Genomic DNA, 19,285 nt, shown 5'->3' with positions numbered 1-19,285 from the left:
CTTAGCATCATGTAAGAATAGCACCGCTGTGTGGTGCCGTTTGTGATACTGGTCACGTCTAATGACGTTCTTTGTTTCACATTCCTACTTAAGTTGTAATGTCTTTTCTAATTCTCTTCTGATGTACTAATCATGCTTAGTTAAAAGCCGACTTCAGAACAGTAAAAAGTATTACTTCTATCTATGACACTTTGGTGACATTTCAAATATCACCCTAGACTGTGCAAAGAATAGTTGAGTTAGGTTTTTTGTTATGTGATGAGCATCACACGAACGCACATTACTCTTTTTTCTTTGTTTTCGTCTAATTTAACCCGTTGCGTGCCTTCTATATTAGGTCGATGTATAACATCCACCAGACTAAGCAGGACACAAACGGGGGTAAGATTGTCATAAGTACGATAATAAATGCAATCTTTTGTAACCTTTGGCATGAAAAAAATATTTTTCCGTCTAAAAAACCACCTAGAGGGCATTTTTATATGTATCGACGAATCCAGCGCAGTGGGGCTGTCATTCTCCAGCTGAGGGTGCTTTCCATGACAGAAATGTGTTCCTCTATTTGAGCAAGCTTAATTTGAGCATTCTCTAAATGCTCTTTATCCGCTTGATGCGCTTCTTGTTGCTGCAGGTTCGCTTGCATCAGGGCGGTATTCTCCTCTTCCAATAACTGCCGTGTTTTTCTAAGCGGTTCAATCTCTAACGATTGCTGCTGCAACTGCTGCTGAAACACAGCAAGATGTTGTTCCGCTTGAAACAAGGCATGGTTATTAATGTCCTGAGGGTGCTGGGTCATAAAGTCCGCCACATTTACTTTGGCAACAATATGGTAAGCCTCAGCCGCTTTTACTTGCATACCTAAAGTGTAGCTGCGAAAACGGTTTAGCCCTTGAATTTGCTCGGCATAAGACTGCTGTGAATTTTGCGATGCAAAACAGCGCATGGCTCTGGATTTTTTGGTGGCGGTTTCACTGATATCAATAAAGGCATTGGGGATCAAAGGCACACCCACTTCATACATGGCAATATTGGCCACACTGGGTAATTGCGCCGCTAGTGCTAACCCCGCTTGAGAAACCGCTCTATGGTCTCGGTGCATTTCCCATATGGAAGGGGCAAGAATTAAATCGGGCTGAAAATCGCCTATCGCCTCTAAAATCACTGTCAGTAAGTCTGCGTCTTGCATTAACGCACCGTCTTGACGGTCTAAAAAGATCGGCTTTGGCGTCCCTAAGCAATGGGCGGCTTGTATGGATTCTCGGCGGCGGATATTAACGCCCTGAACGGCCCCTTCATTTAATAGTGAAGCCTGAGAGGGAGAGGATTGAGATGCGTCTTGGGAAGCTAAACCACTTAAGCCGTCAGTGAGTATTAAGGTTTTGATCTCCGCTTGGGCGGTGGCCAGCTGAGAAACCGCCCCACCACAACCAAAGACTTCATCATCTGGGTGTGGCGCTAACACCAGTACGCGTTTAGCCGGTGCATTGCCTTCTGGGATGACCTCTCCTGGTAATAAGAATTGACTAGTGTATGGCATAAAGAATTGTTCTAAATTAGGCACGGTTGTCGTCTTTTTTATAAAATCATTTGAGTCGTTCATCGAAAGTCACTGTCTCCACCAAGAAGCCACCACTTGCCTTTGATTTGCTGGGCATGCGCTTTGTTATCGAGCGCAGAGCCCGGAATAATGACAGGGGTTGCTCTTATTTCTGCTTTTGATGGATCAAACCATGACACAACACTGGGTGTCATCCAAGCAAAAAGATCAAACGATGAGGTTAAGTTTGGCGCTAAACGCCCAGCCAATAATTGTGCCGCTGAAATAATCCACTCGGCATCTTGTTTCTCACACAAGAAATCAAGCAACTCTACCCCTTGATCTGGATGATGCTTGACTACAATCAGCCCTAGTAGCCTTGCTTGAGCATTAGCGGTAGCAGGAGTGCCATCGATTGCCGCTGATTCATTCGTTACAGGCTCATTCATTGTCACCGCGCTCCCTCTCACGGCAGAGTGAGCAGTACGTTTAACCCAATACAGTTTATAATCATTATCAGGCTTATTGTGATAACGATATTGCAACCAACGACTGTCACGATTACCCACAGCCAGATGACGTAAAGACAGAGACATTTTTTGCCATAACTGGTCTATTTGGTAATTCGTTTGGCTATTTTCTCTTGGATCAAGGGACCAGGTTAATGGCTCTAAATCTAGATTCAAGGTGCTTTGCACTAAACCGGCGTCATCCATTAGACCACTGTCTGTGGGTTCATAAATGATAGGCCAATGCGGTTCTTGGATAATATCAATATTGGCATACACGTTTTGTTTTTCACCCACTAAATAGGCGCGTTCATTTGGAAAACCAAAACCGTGGGAATAACACTTGCCTTCACCAATATTTTTCTCTAAATACGCCTGCACTGCTAGGTAAAAAGGGCCTTTTTTGGTTAAGACGCCACGTGTTTTCGGGTCCACCATGATATCGCCCATCTGTACAAAGTGGCTATTCTCTCCAAACAGCAATCCAGCACGGGGCATACCGCCATTAAAGGCCACCACACGCTCTCTTTCTAATACCGCTACGCCAGGAGAGATGGCATGCTGATATTTCCAACGCCATAACTCAGGCGTTAACGGGTGACCAAAACACCGTTCGAACAAACGGAACAATTGTGGCGGAGGTATATTACTTGCCTCTTCGGTATGCCAACGGGAAGCCGGATTGTTCATACCTGAACAGGTTTCTTCTGATTGGGTGTCGGCGATCGTATCAGAACCATCGGTTTGCCATGTGTGAGGGATGTACACTACCCCACGTTCTTGGTTGGGTTGAGTCACATGCAGGGTGATCGCCGGATCCGCCTCATCATGCAAAAACAATCCCCGTTCGCAGAACAATAAGACACCCACATAATAGGTGCCTTTAAAGAGAGGCATGTTTGGATAATGAATTCGAATGCGACCCTTACCGTCTTTATCCAGTGTGGGGGTCACATTATCCACCCAACAACCACAACTGGTAATCAATTGACCGCCAGCACTGTGTATGGCTAACGCCACCTGGGGAATTTCGTCGGTTAGATAGGATTGGAATTCCACATCAATGGTAACATCGGTTGTTCGACTCTCTAGATTCAGGATTTTCCCTGATTCAACCGAACCATCGGGAGAGTGAGTCATTCCAGTAACACGAGTAAGGCGAGCACCGACACCGGTTTGTTTCTTCTCATCCCCTTGAATCGTGCTTACCTGAGTATTCTCTTGTGGAAGCTCACCGGTACTATCGGTCTCGGTTTGCGTTTCAGAGGGGCGATTCACCGCCGATGCGTCCTCTTTACCCGTCACAGGTTCTTGCTCATCAAGAACCGCCTGCGCCTTATTTTCTCTGGCTTGTGCTTTGGCTTGCTCTTCTGAATCGCCTAGCTGGTCTAAAAAGCTCTGGTATTGAGGGACTACGTCACTGGGTAAGCCTGTTGCACGCACTTCACCCTTTTCGATCCAAATGGCCTGGGTACAGAGCACTTCTATTTGGTACAAAGAGTGGGAGCAGAAAAGAATGGTTTTGCCCGCTTCTTTCATGGACATAATGCGTTCGAAAGAACGTCTTGCGAAATCCCCATCTCCAACGGACAAGGCTTCGTCTATAACGAGAATATCAGGGTCCACACTGGTGGCCACGGAGAACGCCAAACGAACGTACATACCACTGGAATAGGTGCTCACTGGTTGTTCGATAAAGGGACGAATGCCTGAAAATTCAATGATGCTTTCTATTTTGTCGTCTATTTCTTGGCGACTGATGCCCATCACGGTGGCGGATAAATAAATGTTTTCGCGGCCGGTAAATTGTGGGTTAAACCCTGCCCCCAGCTCCAGTAAAGCGGCAATGCGCCCATTAACCTGCAATTCCCCTTGAGACGCGGTAAGGGTGCCGCAGATCAATTGCAACAAGGTAGACTTACCTGCGCCATTACGTCCGACTAATCCAAGCACTTCACCTTTTGGCAAGTCAAAACTGATGCGCTTTAAGGCACTAAACTCTTTAAAGTACTGTTTCTTTTTGCCAAAGAGTATTTGCTTCAATCGGTCTGACGGGGTGCTGTAAAGCTGATACGTTTTTCCGAGATCAAGCGCGCGCAACGCCAACTGGGTACTGGGCAGGTTGGCGCTTGCAGAAGCAGGCTGAGATGAGGTATTCGTTGACATACATTCGTTTTCTTTAGAATCTGTTTTCAAAACATGGCGATCAGAGCACATCGGCAAAGCCTTTTCGGGTTTTGTGGAAACAGGCCGCACCCACAAGGGCAATGAAACCGCTGCAAATAAAGTACCCACCAAGGGCAAGGAAGTTCGGCCACTGCTCTTCTAACACCACATTACGAATCGATTCAATGATCAATGCCAGTGGATTAAATATCATGAGACTTTGAACAAACTCGGGTAAGGCGGTAATAGGGTAAAAAATCGGAGAAAGAAACATAAGCGGCGTTAAAATGAGCCCGACGACATGGCCTAGATCTCTAAGATACACACCTAAAGACGATAGCAGCCAACCCAACCCTAACAATATAGGCAAGAAGCTTACGGCAATGAGTGGTAAAGCAAGCAAATGCACTGTGGCATAGCCTTTCGATAAAATGGCGGCACAGGCAAGTACAATTACACTAACCAGAGCAAAGAAAGCCGATGCCCCAACATTCACCCAGGGCAATATGGATAAGGGAAAGATGACTTTTTTAACCATATTAGGCTGGTCCGACACTAAGGTCGGGGCCCGTCCAACAACCTCCGCAAAGAAAGTGAACACCAATAAGCCTGAAAAAATCTGCAGCGCAAATTCCGCATTGGTCGCACTCTCGTTACCCGGCCATTTGGCTTTTAATACGGAACGAAAAACAAAGGTGTAAACCGCTAACATCGCGATAGGAGTAAGCAATGCCCACCCTAAGCCTAACCATGACCCTTGGAATTTCTGTTTTATTTCGCGTTTTACTAATTGAAAGAGCAGTTCCTTATGTTGAATGGGGAAGAGATATTCTTTCGTCCACCTAACTCTTAGCATACCGTCCTCTAACCTTTATAAAACTGTGTAAAATGAAGTCGGCTACCTTAACACCATGCTATAAAGCAAGCAATACAGCCGTTTACAGCATTACAATCCGTTGACGTTTTTCCAAGCAAAGTGTGATTGAACACACATGGTGATTATTAGATGAGTACTAGAATACCTACTTTGATTATGTGTACTTTATAAAAACCTCGAAAGACACCCTCACACTGCCAATGTCATTCAAGATCATCAAAAATACACCTAGCTTACCAATCATATTGATCACTTTATATTGTGTATATGATAGCTAACACAGTAAAATACAGGGTTTTTTATCATATGTGGGGGGTTTTTGCCGTCCGCCGCTTCAATTACTAGGAGAGTTAAATGACTACTATTACATCACCACCATTAGTGAGTGTAATTGTCAGAACCAAGGATAGACTGGACAGTCTACGTTATTGCTTAGATTCTATTGTTAAGCAGACCTATCGTCCGATTGAGGTGGTTATCATTAATGATGGTGGCGCGCCTGTTTTACCCGTGACTCAATCACTGCCCGATACCATCACCTTGCAATTAATTGAACTGGATACCAATGTCGGTCGAACGGCCGCGGCGAATAAAGGTCTAGACCATGCTAAGGGCGACTTCCTTTGTTTTTTAGACGACGACGATTATTGGCTGCCACACCATTTAGACACCTTGGTTGAGCCACTGTCTCTTGCGTCACAGTCCCCGTCTGATAACGCTGTTGGTATGGTGTACGGCTCAACTCGAGCGGTCAACGTTGACCATGAAGGTACAGAGCACCCATTGTCGGTATTTGAAACCCCGTTCAATTCTCTGCAACTGCTAAAAAATAATTTCATCCCCATTATGAGTGCGCTGTTTTTACGTCGCTGGGTAGATGAAGGGGTCCGTTTTGACTTGCAGTTTGATTTATTTGAAGATTGGGATTTTTGGTTGCAAATACATCAGAAGTGCCAGTTCAAACACATTCCTGCCGTCACTTCCGTGTATCGTTTGCATGAGGCCGCTTCGGGGGTGCACGATCACACTCTTGCAAATAACGCCGCCCTTTGCATTTATCAAAAATGGCTACCGTCTTTATCTATTAACAAGATAGCGTCTTTGATTCAGTACGGCAATATCGCCGAAGAAGAGCGCATAAACCGATTACAAGAAGAAAATCAAAAACAGCTTAATAATATCGGCAAACAACATTCCTATGCGCTTAAAGTAATTCAGGAAAAAGATCAAAACATTGAATATTTAGAAACATTATATAAAAATGCCATTAATACAATCGAAACAAAAGATGATGACATAAAACACTTAGACGCATTATATAAAAATGCGATTAATACAATCGAAACAAAAGATGATAACATTAACCACCTAGATAAATCCTATCAGCATGCGATTCGTGTGATCGAAGAAAAAGATATTGACATAGAACGGATAAATCGTGATCTCAATATATTAAGTTTAAGAAATGACAGTAATAACAAAAACGTAGAAAAACAAAACGCATTGATTGAAGATTTAAATAATCAAGTAGATGGTTTAAATAGTCATATTACTTCCCTAACAGAGGAGTTAGACACCATTAAATCCACTTTCACTTGGCGATTGCATAGCAAGATAAAACGCTTAATTAATTGAGTAATTACATGACACCAGTAAACATTATCATACCCGTCTATCGAGGGCTAAAAGACGTTCAAGATTGCCTGGAAAGCGTATATTCAGCAAATTACAAAACGCCCTATGAAATCATTGTTATTGACGATTGTTCACCAGAGCCTGCCGTAAGTGCTTATTTAAAAGAAGAAGCCGACAAGAACAACTTTACACTGCTTATTAATGAAGAGAATTTAGGCTTTGTTGCCACCGTAAATAGAGGCATGCAACTTCATCCTGAGCGGGACGTACTCTTATTAAACAGTGATACGGTCGTAGCCAATGATTGGCTAGACAGAATAAAAGCATGCGCTTATGCCAGTGAGCATGTCGGCACGGTAACGCCTTTTTCAAACAATGCAACGATTTGCAGCTACCCAAACTTTTGCCAAGACAACGAATTCCCCCAAAATGGCAGTGTGGCCGAGTTAGACACACTCTTTGCTAGCTGCAACGCGGGCGAAAGCATTGCCATCCCAACGGGAATTGGTTTTTGCATGTACATACGCCGTGCTTGTTTAGACATTGTGGGCTATTTCGATGTGGACACTTTTGGCAAGGGCTACGGAGAAGAGAACGACTTTTGCCAGCGAGTAATTCAACACGGCTGGAGCAATCAATTTGCACTTGATACGTTTGTCTTACACACAGGCAATGTTAGCTTTGGGGATGAACATAACGATCTAAAACATGCGGCGCTGAGCAAATTGGCCGCGCTACACCCTACTTACGAACAACAGGTACAACAACACATATTTGAAGACAAGGCGAAGCCTTACCGTGAACGCGTTTGGCTTGCGAATTTACGTTACAGTCAACGCCCTATTGTTCTGCACGTGTCACACAATCGAGGTGGCGGTACATTACGCTTTTTAGAAGAATTGAGTGATGACTTACGCAGCCAAGCCCACTCCTTGATGCTTAAGCCAAGTACCTCTAAGCCTGGTTATTTAACCCTGTCTCAAGTACAGACTCACGACGCGGCGTTAAGTCCTGAAGAAAAAGAGTTTTGTTTGTTTTTCCATGCCGAGGACGACAAAGACGCATTGATTACACTGCTGTCTAGCCTGCCGCTTTGTGCCTTACATTATCACCACCTTATTGGCTTGCCGAACTGGACTCAGTCCTTAGGCACAATGCTGTCGCTGCCTTGGTTTGTGAGCATCCATGACTATTACATGACCTGCCCGCAAATTTCACTGACAGACAACACCGATAAATACTGTCAAGAAAAGGGTGTGGACGCCTGCAATCAATGCATTAAACGCAACCCTCAAGACAACGCCTCTGACATTTTAAGCTGGCGTAAGCAATTTCAACCCTTCTTGAATCAAGCTACTTTATGCTTTGCTCCCAGTGATGACGCGAAAAACCGCTTTGCCACTTATTTCCCTGATGCCACTATAAAGACGGTGTATCATCAACAAGGTCGTTACACCGGCAACGCGTTCAGTACTCATGCTGAAACGAAAAAGTCGGCGGATCAACCATTGAATGTATTGGTTATTGGGGCGCTCAGCAAAATCAAAGGGGCGGATTTATTAGAAGAGCTGGCCGTTCATTGTAAGAATCAGCAACTCAATATTCAATTCACTTTAACGGGTTACGCTTACCGTCGCTTGCTTACCTTGCCTGACAGCAATCTACACGTTGAAGGCGCGTATCGAGAAGACGCTTTATTGCAGTCAATTCAAGACAAGATACGCGACAATAAAGTGGATGTTATTTGGTTTACTGCTCTGTGGCCTGAAACGTTTAGCTACACATTAAGTACCGCGATAGAATCTGGCTTGCCTATTGTTGCGCCGGATATCGGTGCCTTCCCTGAACGCTTGTATCAACGAAACCATACGTGGATTGTGCCATGGGAAAGCGACACCCATCATTTCGCGGATGTGTTTACTCATGTTAAATCGACATTGCAAGGTACACCTCTTGCTGAACATTCGGATGCAACGGACACAGTAATACCGGAGATCTATCAGAGCCAAGTGCCTTTTACTGAACCACGCTTTCAGTATCAACGCGATTATTTACCTCTGACTAAAAAAGTGTGCTTTACTTCTATTAGCACTCACTCTTCGCAAGATATTAGGCAGTGGATTGATGCAACGCTAACACAACAACAACCCAAACAATCTTTTGAAGACAAAACGCGAGTCGGACTGCTTGGCTTGCTGTATACATTACGCGGTATGAAAATCTTCAGCCCTATTCTTAAACTGATTCCGCATACGCTTCAAAGGCGCATAAAAGAAAAGTTAGTGAAGTAACAGGTGAGATAAACACAAACAACCACTAAAAAACGTAAAAAAGCACGAATTGAAACACTTAGGTATTCAATTCGTGCTTTTTTGCTTTAATCGGAGTGATTGGCGTTTCTTTCAATGAGTGAAGCCCCTTTATATTCTCAAGGCCGTTATTCTTTCGATTCCGCGAGGTTTTTTAAAGCGTCGGCGTCAAGTATCACCAAGCGTGTTGAACCGTCTCGCTTAACAATGGCTTTTGATTGCAGCGTTTGGAACACTCGGGTTACGGTTTCTCGGCTTAGGTTAAGCATGATGCCTAACTCTTGGTGCGTGGGTGGGTTTAAAATCACGCCCTCTTCTCTGTTGAGTGTTTCTTGCTTAATCAGCATCATCCATAACTGCCCACACACTCGACCTGTCGTACTCGGCAATCCGAGCAACGCTCTTTGGGCAGACAGCTGCCTTACTCGACCCGCCATCCTAACAAACATTTTTTCCACTAGGGTATAGCTTTCTTGCAGCACGGCTTTCATGGCGGAAGCCGGCACGACGACCACTTGAGATTTGGCTAAGGCGATCACACTTTCGGGCTGACCTTCTTCGTCAAACAAGCCTAATTCCCCACAAAAATCCCCTGGCTCGACAAAGTACAGCCCAACTTCTCGACCGTCTAATGTGAAGTCCACGCCTTGCAATCGCCCTTCAAATAGGAAACACACGCTGTCGCTTCGCTGGCCGCCAGTTATCACTATGCCACGACGTCCGACATTACGAAGCACTGCATAAGACGCTAATGAGTCTAAGGCAGTCTCAGATAAATCACTTAAAATTTCAAAACGCTTTAACAGCTCTTTTGAAACGGCCATTTATACTCCATCACTTCATTAGTCACGCGCATTCGTACCGCGGCCTTTCGTTGTTATCGTTGTTTGCCATTGCTATTTTTTTGGCCATTCATTTTCTACGGTTTCGTCGAAGGTTATCTTTTGCAAACGCCATTCTACCTCAACAACGTCTTTAAATCTTTGTTTGCTCTTTATTGCTCAGCAAAACAGCGGTGCTATTTATAACCAAACCGCCGTGTCACTCTATAGCCAAACAACCGCTGCGCTTTACATCATAACAACCAAGCGCTGTTGGAGACGTCATTAATGCGGGCAAAATTTGGCCTTACAAGTGGCAATACTTCACCTCTTACACGATTTCGCTTTCAGTATCCAATTTGCACGACTAAATGCTCGAGCAAATTTCCAGTTAAAAAAACGTTGTGCGGTTTTATGATCAATACTTACCTGTAACGTTACCCTATGCCATTCGCCTATTCGCTTGTGTGGTATTCGTAATCGCTCCCCTTTTATTTAATGATTCGTCATTTTTATGTTAGTTGATGTGATTCCCATCACTTTGTTTTACATTACAAGGCGTATGATTCAACCTATAAATTTCTTTTCGGTAATACCGCTCTTACACTATACCAAGCAATCTTTTAACTTTGCTTGGGGGCGGCTTACCCCTTTTATTGCTCTGAGGTCATGTAACGATGAAAACCATAGGAAACATATACAATTTTTATACCAATTTATTTGCGTGTAAAAAATCTTTGTCTGTGCTGTTACTGGCTTCAATGTGTTCCATGACGTTTGCTCACGCTACACACAACAAAGCCGCTGGTGAAGTGTCTTTTGTTATTGGTAAAGCGTATTTGTCGAACCCCACCCATGATAAAAAGCAAGTAAGAGTAAAAAATGGTACGCCTATCTTTGAGGGCGACCACATTGTCACCGCTAATGGCGGTCATGTTCATATTCGTTTTATCGACGATGGGATGGTGAGCGTTCGTCCAAACAGTGCCTTAGCCATTGATTACTATCAATATGATGCGACCAACCCTAAAGCATCGGTTATTCGTTTTGACTTGTCGAAAGGCGTTGCTCGCTCTATTTCGGGCAAAGGAGCGAAAGCCGCACGTGATAAATTCCGACTGAATACCCCTATTGCAGCCATAGGAGTTCGCGGAACAGATTTTGTTGTGAGTGCAAAAAGCCACTTAATACAAGCGGTTGTCAATGAAGGGGCGATTGTTGTTGCCCCTTTCTCAGCCCACTGTTCAAGCGATGGCTTTGGCCCTTGCGAGATCAATTCTGTGGAACTTAATGGCCTGTCCAAACAATTGCTGGAGATGAGTAATTTATCGGATAAACCCACTCTGATTCCGCTTTCCAGTAAATTTGTGCCTGAGTTAATGGAACAACAAGCCAACGCTCAAACATCCGAAAACGAAGAAGAGGGATCAGATACAAGTGACTCCTCTGAAGAGAGTACTGAAGCACCTATAGATAGCGCAGATAGCTCCTCAAAAGACGATGTAGAAACCAATGACTCATCCAATGACACTAATGACACATCAACAACTTACAATCCGACAATCACGGATACGGACAAGCAAAATTTAGACCCCGTGATAGCACCTAAAGAAAGCGATAATGACTCAATCACGGATGTCAAAAAGGACCGCCTAGAAGACGTCATTGAGGAAGTCGGTGGCGTTACCCCACCACCAGAAAACTACGTTCCTAATGAGAGCGTTTCTTTAGCTGACCTCGACAAAAGACAGTTGGTATGGGGTCGTTGGAGCAACCAGGTTGAAAATACAGACCGCATTGTCGCGACTCGATCAATAATAGCTGAGGACCGCTCCGCTACTGTTGGGACAACTGAATATGTGCTGTACAGAAACAATTCAAGTAATGATACTGTTGCACCTAATCTTGGTAATGTCCGGTTTAACCTAGTTGATGCCCAAGCCGTTATCCATGTTGATGGCAGAAAAGAATTGATGACCGTCTCTAATGGTTGGCTAAACATTAATTTTAATAACAGTACTTTTGATACAGGTTTGTCTCTAAACCATACTCTTACGTCAGATATTTCTATGGAATCTTCTGGCCTCATTAATAACAAAGGTTACTTTAATAGCAACAAAAATAACGGCACCCTCGTTTCTGGAGCATCTACTCTAGATGGTACGGAAGCAAGCTATCTATTCCAAAAAGAGATAGAGCTTGGAAAAATTGAAGGACTAACTTATTGGAACGGTAAGCCTTAATTATGTTTTTCAACGTCTTTTCTAAGCCAACGTCCAAGACCTCAGAGAATACAAATAGGCTCTCTGTCTTGGATATGCCTCCGATGATAACCAAGCTTGCTGTGATTGCTTTAGCAGGCTTATTGACGATCTTTCTGAGCACCTTCTTTAATGAATGGCGCTATTCAACAGAAGAAAAGTTTGGTGCATTAGGCTGGTCATTATTCCCTTCTAGCAATACGGAAGAGAGAGTCACTATTGTGGCGATTGACGAGCAAAGCCTATCGGAAATCGGGCCTTGGCCGTGGCCTAGAGAAGTGCTTGCCGAGCTGTCTAACAAGTTAGGCGACGCAGGTGCGGCGTTACAACTTTACGACATTGTTTTACCCGAATCTAAAACAGGCGATGATGCGCTGGTTTCTGTATTGCAACAACAAAACAGTATACTGGCTCAAGTACCGGTTCTTGGGAACAACAATGGCATTCAAACTGGGTTAATGTCTGGCGAAGTGGCTGGCATGCGTTGCCAACCTCCACTACCCAATACATCAAGTTATTTAGCCAATCATGCGACTTATGCATCCATTCCTAAAGGTCACATCACACCGATCGTGGATGCGGATGGTATGATTCGTAAACAACCGCCTTTAATTTGTGTTCAAGGGCGAGTTTATCCTTCATTATCATTACAAGCGTTATTGCAAAATCTGCCCACTAAGTCATCTGAAAAACCCATCCAAATCATCAAAGGCGATGGCTTTTTTGCGCCGGCTTGGAACATTCACTTCCCCTCTTATTTCGGTATTAAGGTACCTTTAGATAAAGACGGCAACGTTCGTATTTCCTATTCTTTACGACCGGATGCATTCCAAGTGGTTTCAGCGGCTGACGTCTTGCTAGACAGAGCGCCCAGTAATTTACTCGATGGTGCTTGGACGCTGATTGGCGCAACGGCATTTGGCTTAGGCGACATTGTTCCTACTCCTCATTCAGGTGCGACACCAGGCGTTGAATTGCAAGCACGTTTGCTGACCAGTCTATTGGATGGCGACATCCCTTATAGCCCTGCAAATGCCAATCTAATTTGGTTCTTTGAGTGTCTTGCAATCACGGCACTGCTGTTGGGGATTTCTTCTCGTCGCAATAGAGTGTCATCGATTGGCTTGCCGTTGGCGGCTTTGTGCATCCCTGTTTTAGCGTTAGCCATGCATATGCAATTATTGCAATCCAATGTTTGGCTAGGTTGGTTTATTCCATTTACGTATGCTCTAATCGCTGCTAGCTTTTTGGCTTTGCTTGAGCATGGTCGAGTCCGAGTGGAGAAGCAGCGTGTGTTCAATAATTTAAGCAGCTATCTTCCTGGCCAAGCCGCACATAACATTGCCTTTAATTTGCCAAGTGGCGCCGTTGAAGCGCATCGTTCTGAGTTGGTGTTAATGTGTGCCGACCTACGTAATTTTTCTTCTTACGAGGAATCCAGACCTCCAGAAGAAGCCGCTGCGCTTTTGCATTGTTTCTTTGTGCAAGCGTCTGAAATTATTGAGAAAAACGGCGGACAAGTGGAAGAGTTTAAAGGCGATTCTGTATTATCAAGCTGGTCATGTGATAAAGACAATGCCGCGACTATGGCATTAAAAGCCGCGAATGAATTACAAGATATGATTTCCACTGTTATTCCTAGCCGTCCACCTGCCGGTCTAGAGCCAATGGCGCTAGGTATTGCGATTGAAAAAGGCCCTACTTTAGTGGGTTCTATTGGCCCTTCTCATAGACGAAGCCATACCATTTTAGGTGATACGGTTACCATTACCTTACGCATTCAAGAAATGACTCAGGAGCTTGCTCAGCCCATCCTTATTGGTGAATGCGCGGCAAGATCATTAAGTAGTAAGGAGCTGGAATCACAAGGTTCCTACTTGCTTGATGGCCTGCGTACACCTCACATTTTGTTTGCGCCAAAAGTCATTCAAGCAGCGGAACTTTATGAAGCCGATCTGCATGACTCTCTGGAGATTACGCCTTTTCGTGTTATCTCTGGCGGTAAGCACTGACACTTTAGCGCTGATACTTTAGTGCATCCTTAGTCGATGTCTTAGCTCTTCAATCTTCGCTCACGTTTTTGAAATACACTGAATAGCAGTGCATCTCGCTCCCCCCTATTAAATAACTTTCTATAAAACAACTTTCTATAAAACAATAGGGCATCAGACAGCAAAACAACCTGTGTTGATTTACGCTTACCACTCATCCTTTTCGACGTCTGTTTCATACCTTTTTAGATTATTTTTCACTAACTTGAAAAAATCTTTAGATTTTCCGGCATCTTACGATATTTTTTGTTTACCTTATGGACATAATTACGAGATAATCCGTCATTATGCAGAAGCCGAACCCGCCATCAATATATAACATTTTCCGTTATTTCAGTTGCTTACCTTTTTTTAGCGCGATGACTTTTATCCTCGGTCTGTCGCTCAATTCGTCATATTTGCTCGCTGCTCCTCACTCTATAACATCGCCTAGCTGTCCAAGTCTGCCGGAAATCAAGCATCAGCCAAGCACAAGTCAATGGATTGAAATTAGACAGCAGTTGGGGGCTCAGCTCAATTATTGCTTAAATGACTCGGCTTTTTTTGCTCTTTATGGCGCTTCTTTACTGCACTCCGGGTTGACTGCTCAATCTATTGAATACTTAGAAAGAGCCTTATTACTTAACCCAAATAATGGTAGCGCTCTAATTGATTACTCTGAGGCATTGTATAAATCCGACCAATTATTGGCCGCAATCCAAGTCAACGATCAAATACTGTCTCGACACGATCTTCCTGAATATCTACGAGTCCCTCTCACTGAACGAGGTAAAGAATGGGGAAATCAAAGGATCGAGTGGCAAAACAAAGTGTCTTTAGCGAGTGGCTATCACGATAATTTAAATGGGGTTGCCAACCTTAAGGACCTGATCCTCACATTTGATGATAGAGACATCATTGTGAGATTGGACGAGAACTCTCGACCTATAGCAGGGGATTATCAAACGATCAACGCATCCTCACAACGGTCAAAGCTTTTTGACGATGGTTTTAGCCGTTTCTCTGTAAATGTCTCTAGTCGTACTAGTGAATTAAGCCGAGTGGATACGGATTCAGTGGGTTTATCCTATGAAAAAGAAACGCTTTTAGTGGACGGTTCTTTTATTTGGGATCTTGATTCCCAATATGTCTTCTTTGGGGGAAAAGGTCTTTATTTATCCAGCAGTAGTAGTGCAAGCCGGTACTGGAGACAAGAGCGCTGCTCAACTTATGTTACCACCGAAGGCCGTTCTTTATATTTTCCTGACCAACCTCAATCTAATGAGATGGCTTTAGAGCTTCAATGGGGAGCATTATGCGGTCCATCCAATAACCAAATCGACCTTTCTTTTTCTGTGGCGCACAATGAGTCTTTAGATCACAGACCGGGCGGTGACCGTTTTATTCAAGAGCTGGCTCTACAATGGAAAAAGAGCATCGGTAACGGTTTTTTGTTGTCAGAGATCTCTTTCTCTACGACTAACGATGAAAAGGGCTACAACCCACTTTTAAGCAATAATGAAATTAGAAGCGTCAATACAACCAATGCGTCTGTGCGTTTCTTCTATCCATTGTCGAAGCATCTTATGCTTCAATCAGGCCTCTACTACCAAGGCCAAGACAGTAACTTGTCTTTGTTTGAAACCCAATCTAAAAGCGCTGATATTGGGTTTACCTTTAGCTTCTAACCTTTTTGTATTGCTCACTTCTGTTTTTCATCCATTTTTCTATTTAGGACCTACGACTTTGCTTTAGCGGCGGACTTATCTTGCCAATACTTTTTATGCATTGATAGATGCTTAGGCCATGTCTTCGGCATGGCCTGATACGCCCTCCCTAAACGATAGCCTATGTATTTGGCCACTAAAGAAAACCCTGAATAGGGAATTAGATATCCTTTTTTCTTTTCAATTAAGAAACGCGTTTGTTTAAGGGCGAATTGGATGCCGGCTTTTTCAGGTGCACCAAACGTCTCTAATAACCAGTGTTGATCTTGATGAAACACTCCAATATCAAAATAGCGTTTCAACTCTTCTTTTAGCGAGTAGTTATGAGAATGATGCACGCAAGATTCGCTTACATAGTGTATTTGATCGCCCGCTAACAGCAATTTACCGGCCACAAAGGCGTCCTCTCCTAAGATAAGTTTTTCAGGAAACCCACCTACTTCTTTTAGCCTTGTGCTGCGATAGGCGGCAAAGGAATTTGACATAAAGGCTTTGCGAATTCCCGTAGGAAAATCCGCCTTCAGTTCGGTCAAGTACGGTTGTTCAGGGTAATTATGAAAACGCGCAAACGCACCCAGTGGCTTGGCATCGTAGTGCGGCAGTTGCCTACCATACGCAGCGGCCACCCGACCCTTGGTAAAAGCATGCAATAAACTCACTAAGGTATACGGTGTCTGCAGAATGGCATCTTGTGTCATAAAGACAACAAGGTCGGTCTTAATATAAGATAAAGCGACGTTCCGAGTGCCTCCATGATCAAACTCAGACTGAGGAATAGAGACTAACGTGAATCCTGCTTTACGGGCCAATTCAGCGGTACCGTCATTTGAGCTGGAATCAATGACTAGAATTTTTTCAGGCTGAATAACCGATTGCTGAATGCGACTGATGAAGCGCTCAAATAAAGGGCCGGCATTGTAGGTAGGAATGACGAGCGAAAAGGATAATGCCGCGGTATTATTAAGGCTCTCGACAGGTTCATGCACCGCTGTTACTTCAATTGACATAGTTACTCTCTTCGCTTGCCGATTAAATAAAACGCATACCTAATTTACTGTATTTTAGGCAGTATATTGCGTAATGCTAGACGCCAATTTGAAGGCTGAATACCGTATAGGGCTAACTTCTGACATTCTAATGAAGAGAATTTTGGACGAGTGGCCAGGGTTGGGTATTCTTCTGTGCTGATGGCCTTTACTTTGGGCATAACGTCAATGAAATTTTGGCTTTTCGCGATCGAGAAAATCGCTTGGGCAAACCCGTGCCAACTGGTTTCAGCGTCACCGCTAAAATGATACACCCCCCACGTCACTTCGTGTTTCGATATCGCGAGACATAAGGTAAGCAGACATTTTGCTAAATCTCCCGCGTAAGTTGGACAACCGTATTGGTCAGCCACCACACTTAACTGCTCTTTATCTGATAGACGCAGCATGGTTTTTACAAAGTTGTTACCAAACTCACTAAACACCCAAGCGGTCCTCACAATAAGATGCTGAGGGTTTACCTGTTGTAACGCCTGTTCGCCCGCCAGCTTTGTTTTGCCGTAAACGCTTTGAGGGTTGGTTTGATCCTCTGGAGTGTAAGGAAAAACCGCGTCACCATCAAAAACATAGTCGGTAGAGACATGGATCACGGGAATCCCATGCGCTGCCGCCACTTTCCCTAACTCCATAACACCAATATGATTTACCTGATCTGCTTCTTGTGGTTCAGATTCGGCTTGATCAACTTTAGTATAAGCCGATGCATTAATGATCACATCTGGTCTATCTTGCTGGATTCGTTGAACAATTTGCTCTTTGTCAGTAATGTTGCATTCAGACGAGTCATATGAAACCAACGCCATGTTATCTGTTGCAGATAAAGAGAACTGCTCTGTGATAGAGCGACCTAATTGACCATTTTTACCTATCACTAAAATCTTCATATCACTGTCTCTAACAATTAGTGTGTTTACTTGGACGCTGGATAACCGTTATAAATCGGTAAACGGCAATCCTACGGCGTCTTTTTCGGATAAGAGGGGTTGAATGCCTTCTGGCCACTCGATCGCGACCGTTGGATCATTCCAGATTAAACACCCTTCATCACTAGGATCGTAATAATCCGTACACTTGTATTCAAAATCCGCTACCTCAGACAACACGACAAAACCATGGGCTAAACCCGGAGGTACCCAAAATTGCTTTTTATTGTCTTCTGATAATAATACGCCCGCCCATTGTCCGTATGTTGGGGAGTCTTTACGAATATCAACCGCCACATCAAACACTTCACCTCGAACCACTCTCACAAGCTTACCCTGCGGCTTTGATTTTTGGAAATGCAGCCCACGAAGCACGTTTTTTCCTGAACGAGAGTGATTGTCTTGTACAAAACGACTTTTAATCCCGCACAGTTCTTGATAACGAGATTCTTGAAAGCTTTCTAAGAAAAAGCCTCTTTCGTCTCCAAACACTTTTGGCTCAATAATTAACACACCGTCTACGGCGGTTTTTGTTACTTGCATAGTTTCACCTAAATAGTTACCGATAACCGTTCGCAATTTTTAACAGATACTGTCCATAGCCTGTTTTCTTTAGCTGTGTGCCCGCTTCAATTAATTGCTCTTTGTTAATCCATTTTCTGGAGAACGCAATTTCTTCTAAGCAGGCGACTTTTAGACCTTGTCTGTGTTCAACCGTTTGCACAAACTGCCCAGCTTCTAGCAAGGCATCGTGAGTGCCAGTGTCTAGCCAAGCAAAGCCTCGACCAAGTAAGGATACTTTTAAATCACCTCGTTTTAGATAGGCAAGGTTAATGTCGGTGATTTCTAACTCGCCACGCGGAGATGGTTTAATTGTTTTGGCGATTTCAATGACATCATTGTCGTAAAAATACATGCCAGTTACGGCATATTGAGAACGCGGTTTTTCAGGCTTTTCTTCAATACTGAGTACATTACCAGCGTCATCAAACTCCACCACACCAAACCGTTCTGGGTCTGTCACATGGTAACCAAAGACAGTGGCGCCTTGTTGTTGATTGGTTGCTTCTTGCAGTATTTCGGAGAAACGTTGACCAAAGAAAATATTATCGCCTAGCAAAAGCGCAACATTGTCGTCTCCAATAAAATCTTCCCCAATGATAAAGGCTTGCGCTAGACCATCAGGTGTCGGCTGTACCGCGTACTCAAGAGACATGCCAAATTGCTCGCCATTACCCAGCACTTTTTTGAAATTTTCTTGGTCTTCTGGGGTCGTAATAATAAGCACTTCTCGAATACCAGCCAACATCAACACAGAAAGCGGATAATAAATCATTGGCTTATCATAAATTGGCATCAGTTGTTTTGAACAACCGAGGGTAAGCGGGTGCAGCCTAGTACCACTGCCTCCCGCTAAAATAATACCTTTGCGATTTTTCACATA

General features: G+C 43.9%; 13 protein-coding genes. 5 read left to right on the top strand and 8 right to left on the bottom strand.

Features of this window, described 5'->3' with window-relative positions; genetic code table 11:
* Nucleotides 1-478: 478 nt before the first annotated feature.
* Genes O1D97_RS06735 through O1D97_RS06725 form a run of 3 tightly spaced genes read right to left on the bottom strand, consistent with a single transcriptional unit; the run spans nt 479 to nt 5,068 of the window.
* On the bottom strand, nt 479-1,600 hold the full coding sequence (locus tag O1D97_RS06735) for a PIG-L deacetylase family protein (RefSeq protein ID WP_269124051.1): 1,122 nt from the start codon (nt 1,598-1,600) through the stop codon (nt 479-481).
* The gene (locus tag O1D97_RS06730; protein WP_269124049.1) at nt 1,597-4,212 is read right to left on the bottom strand and encodes an ATP-binding cassette domain-containing protein; all 2,616 of its coding nucleotides are present in this window, start codon (nt 4,210-4,212) and stop codon (nt 1,597-1,599) included. The genes O1D97_RS06735 and O1D97_RS06730 overlap by 4 nt, the downstream gene beginning before the upstream one ends.
* Before the next feature lie 40 nt (nt 4,213-4,252).
* On the bottom strand, nt 4,253-5,068 hold the full coding sequence (locus tag O1D97_RS06725) for an ABC transporter permease (protein WP_269124048.1): 816 nt from the start codon (nt 5,066-5,068) through the stop codon (nt 4,253-4,255).
* A gap of 375 nt (nt 5,069-5,443) precedes the next feature.
* On the opposite strand from O1D97_RS06725, the gene O1D97_RS06720 reads away from it, so the two are divergent.
* Both O1D97_RS06720 and O1D97_RS06715 read left to right on the top strand, forming a co-directional pair.
* Nucleotides 5,444-6,724, top strand: a complete 1,281-nt coding sequence (locus O1D97_RS06720; RefSeq protein ID WP_269124046.1) for a glycosyltransferase — start codon at nt 5,444-5,446, stop codon at nt 6,722-6,724.
* 8 nt (nt 6,725-6,732) lie between these two features.
* Nucleotides 6,733-9,015, top strand: a complete 2,283-nt coding sequence (locus tag O1D97_RS06715) for a glycosyltransferase (protein ID WP_269124044.1) — start codon at nt 6,733-6,735, stop codon at nt 9,013-9,015.
* Nucleotides 9,016-9,161: 146 nt separating this feature from the next.
* Here the strand turns inward: O1D97_RS06715 and O1D97_RS06710 are convergent, their stop codons facing one another.
* Nucleotides 9,162-9,857, bottom strand: coding sequence for a Crp/Fnr family transcriptional regulator (locus O1D97_RS06710; RefSeq protein WP_269124043.1), 696 nt, complete (start codon nt 9,855-9,857; stop codon nt 9,162-9,164).
* A 767-nt stretch (nt 9,858-10,624) separates the two neighbouring features.
* On the opposite strand from O1D97_RS06710, the gene O1D97_RS06705 reads away from it, so the two are divergent.
* From O1D97_RS06705 to O1D97_RS06695, 3 genes are all read left to right on the top strand, one after another.
* The gene (locus tag O1D97_RS06705; protein ID WP_269124041.1) at nt 10,625-12,097 is read left to right on the top strand and encodes a FecR family protein; all 1,473 of its coding nucleotides are present in this window, start codon (nt 10,625-10,627) and stop codon (nt 12,095-12,097) included.
* An 83-nt stretch (nt 12,098-12,180) separates the two neighbouring features.
* Entirely contained in the window at nt 12,181-14,127 is a 1,947-nt protein-coding gene (locus O1D97_RS06700; RefSeq protein WP_269124038.1) for a CHASE2 domain-containing protein, read from the top strand.
* Between the two features lie 398 nt (nt 14,128-14,525).
* Nucleotides 14,526-15,833 carry a tetratricopeptide repeat protein gene (locus O1D97_RS06695; protein WP_269124037.1) on the top strand — a complete coding sequence of 436 codons (1,308 nt, stop codon included), beginning with the start codon at nt 14,526-14,528 and terminating at the stop codon, nt 15,831-15,833.
* Between the two features lie 50 nt (nt 15,834-15,883).
* Here O1D97_RS06695 and O1D97_RS06690 read toward each other — a convergent pair whose 3' ends face one another.
* Genes O1D97_RS06690 through rfbA form a run of 4 tightly spaced genes read right to left on the bottom strand, consistent with a single transcriptional unit; the run spans nt 15,884 to nt 19,282 of the window.
* Complete coding sequence (locus tag O1D97_RS06690; protein ID WP_269124035.1) at nt 15,884-16,879, bottom strand: glycosyltransferase family 2 protein; 996 nt, start codon at nt 16,877-16,879, stop codon at nt 15,884-15,886.
* A 44-nt stretch (nt 16,880-16,923) separates the two neighbouring features.
* Nucleotides 16,924-17,802 (bottom strand): dTDP-4-dehydrorhamnose reductase, encoded by an 879-nt coding sequence (rfbD, locus tag O1D97_RS06685; protein ID WP_487353046.1) that lies wholly within the window; start codon nt 17,800-17,802, stop codon nt 16,924-16,926.
* Nucleotides 17,803-17,850: 48 nt separating this feature from the next.
* Entirely contained in the window at nt 17,851-18,384 is a 534-nt protein-coding gene (gene rfbC, locus O1D97_RS06680; protein WP_269124033.1) for a dTDP-4-dehydrorhamnose 3,5-epimerase, read from the bottom strand.
* Between the two features lie 16 nt (nt 18,385-18,400).
* A complete protein-coding gene (gene rfbA / locus O1D97_RS06675; protein WP_269124031.1) occupies nt 18,401-19,282 on the bottom strand; it encodes a glucose-1-phosphate thymidylyltransferase RfbA in 882 nt (293 codons plus the stop codon).
* Nucleotides 19,283-19,285 lie beyond the last annotated feature (3 nt).

Source organism: Marinomonas phaeophyticola (assembly GCF_026966905.1).
Lineage (GTDB): Bacteria > Pseudomonadota > Gammaproteobacteria > Pseudomonadales > Marinomonadaceae > Marinomonas > Marinomonas phaeophyticola.
This window is presented reverse-complemented; position numbering and strand designations above follow the sequence as displayed.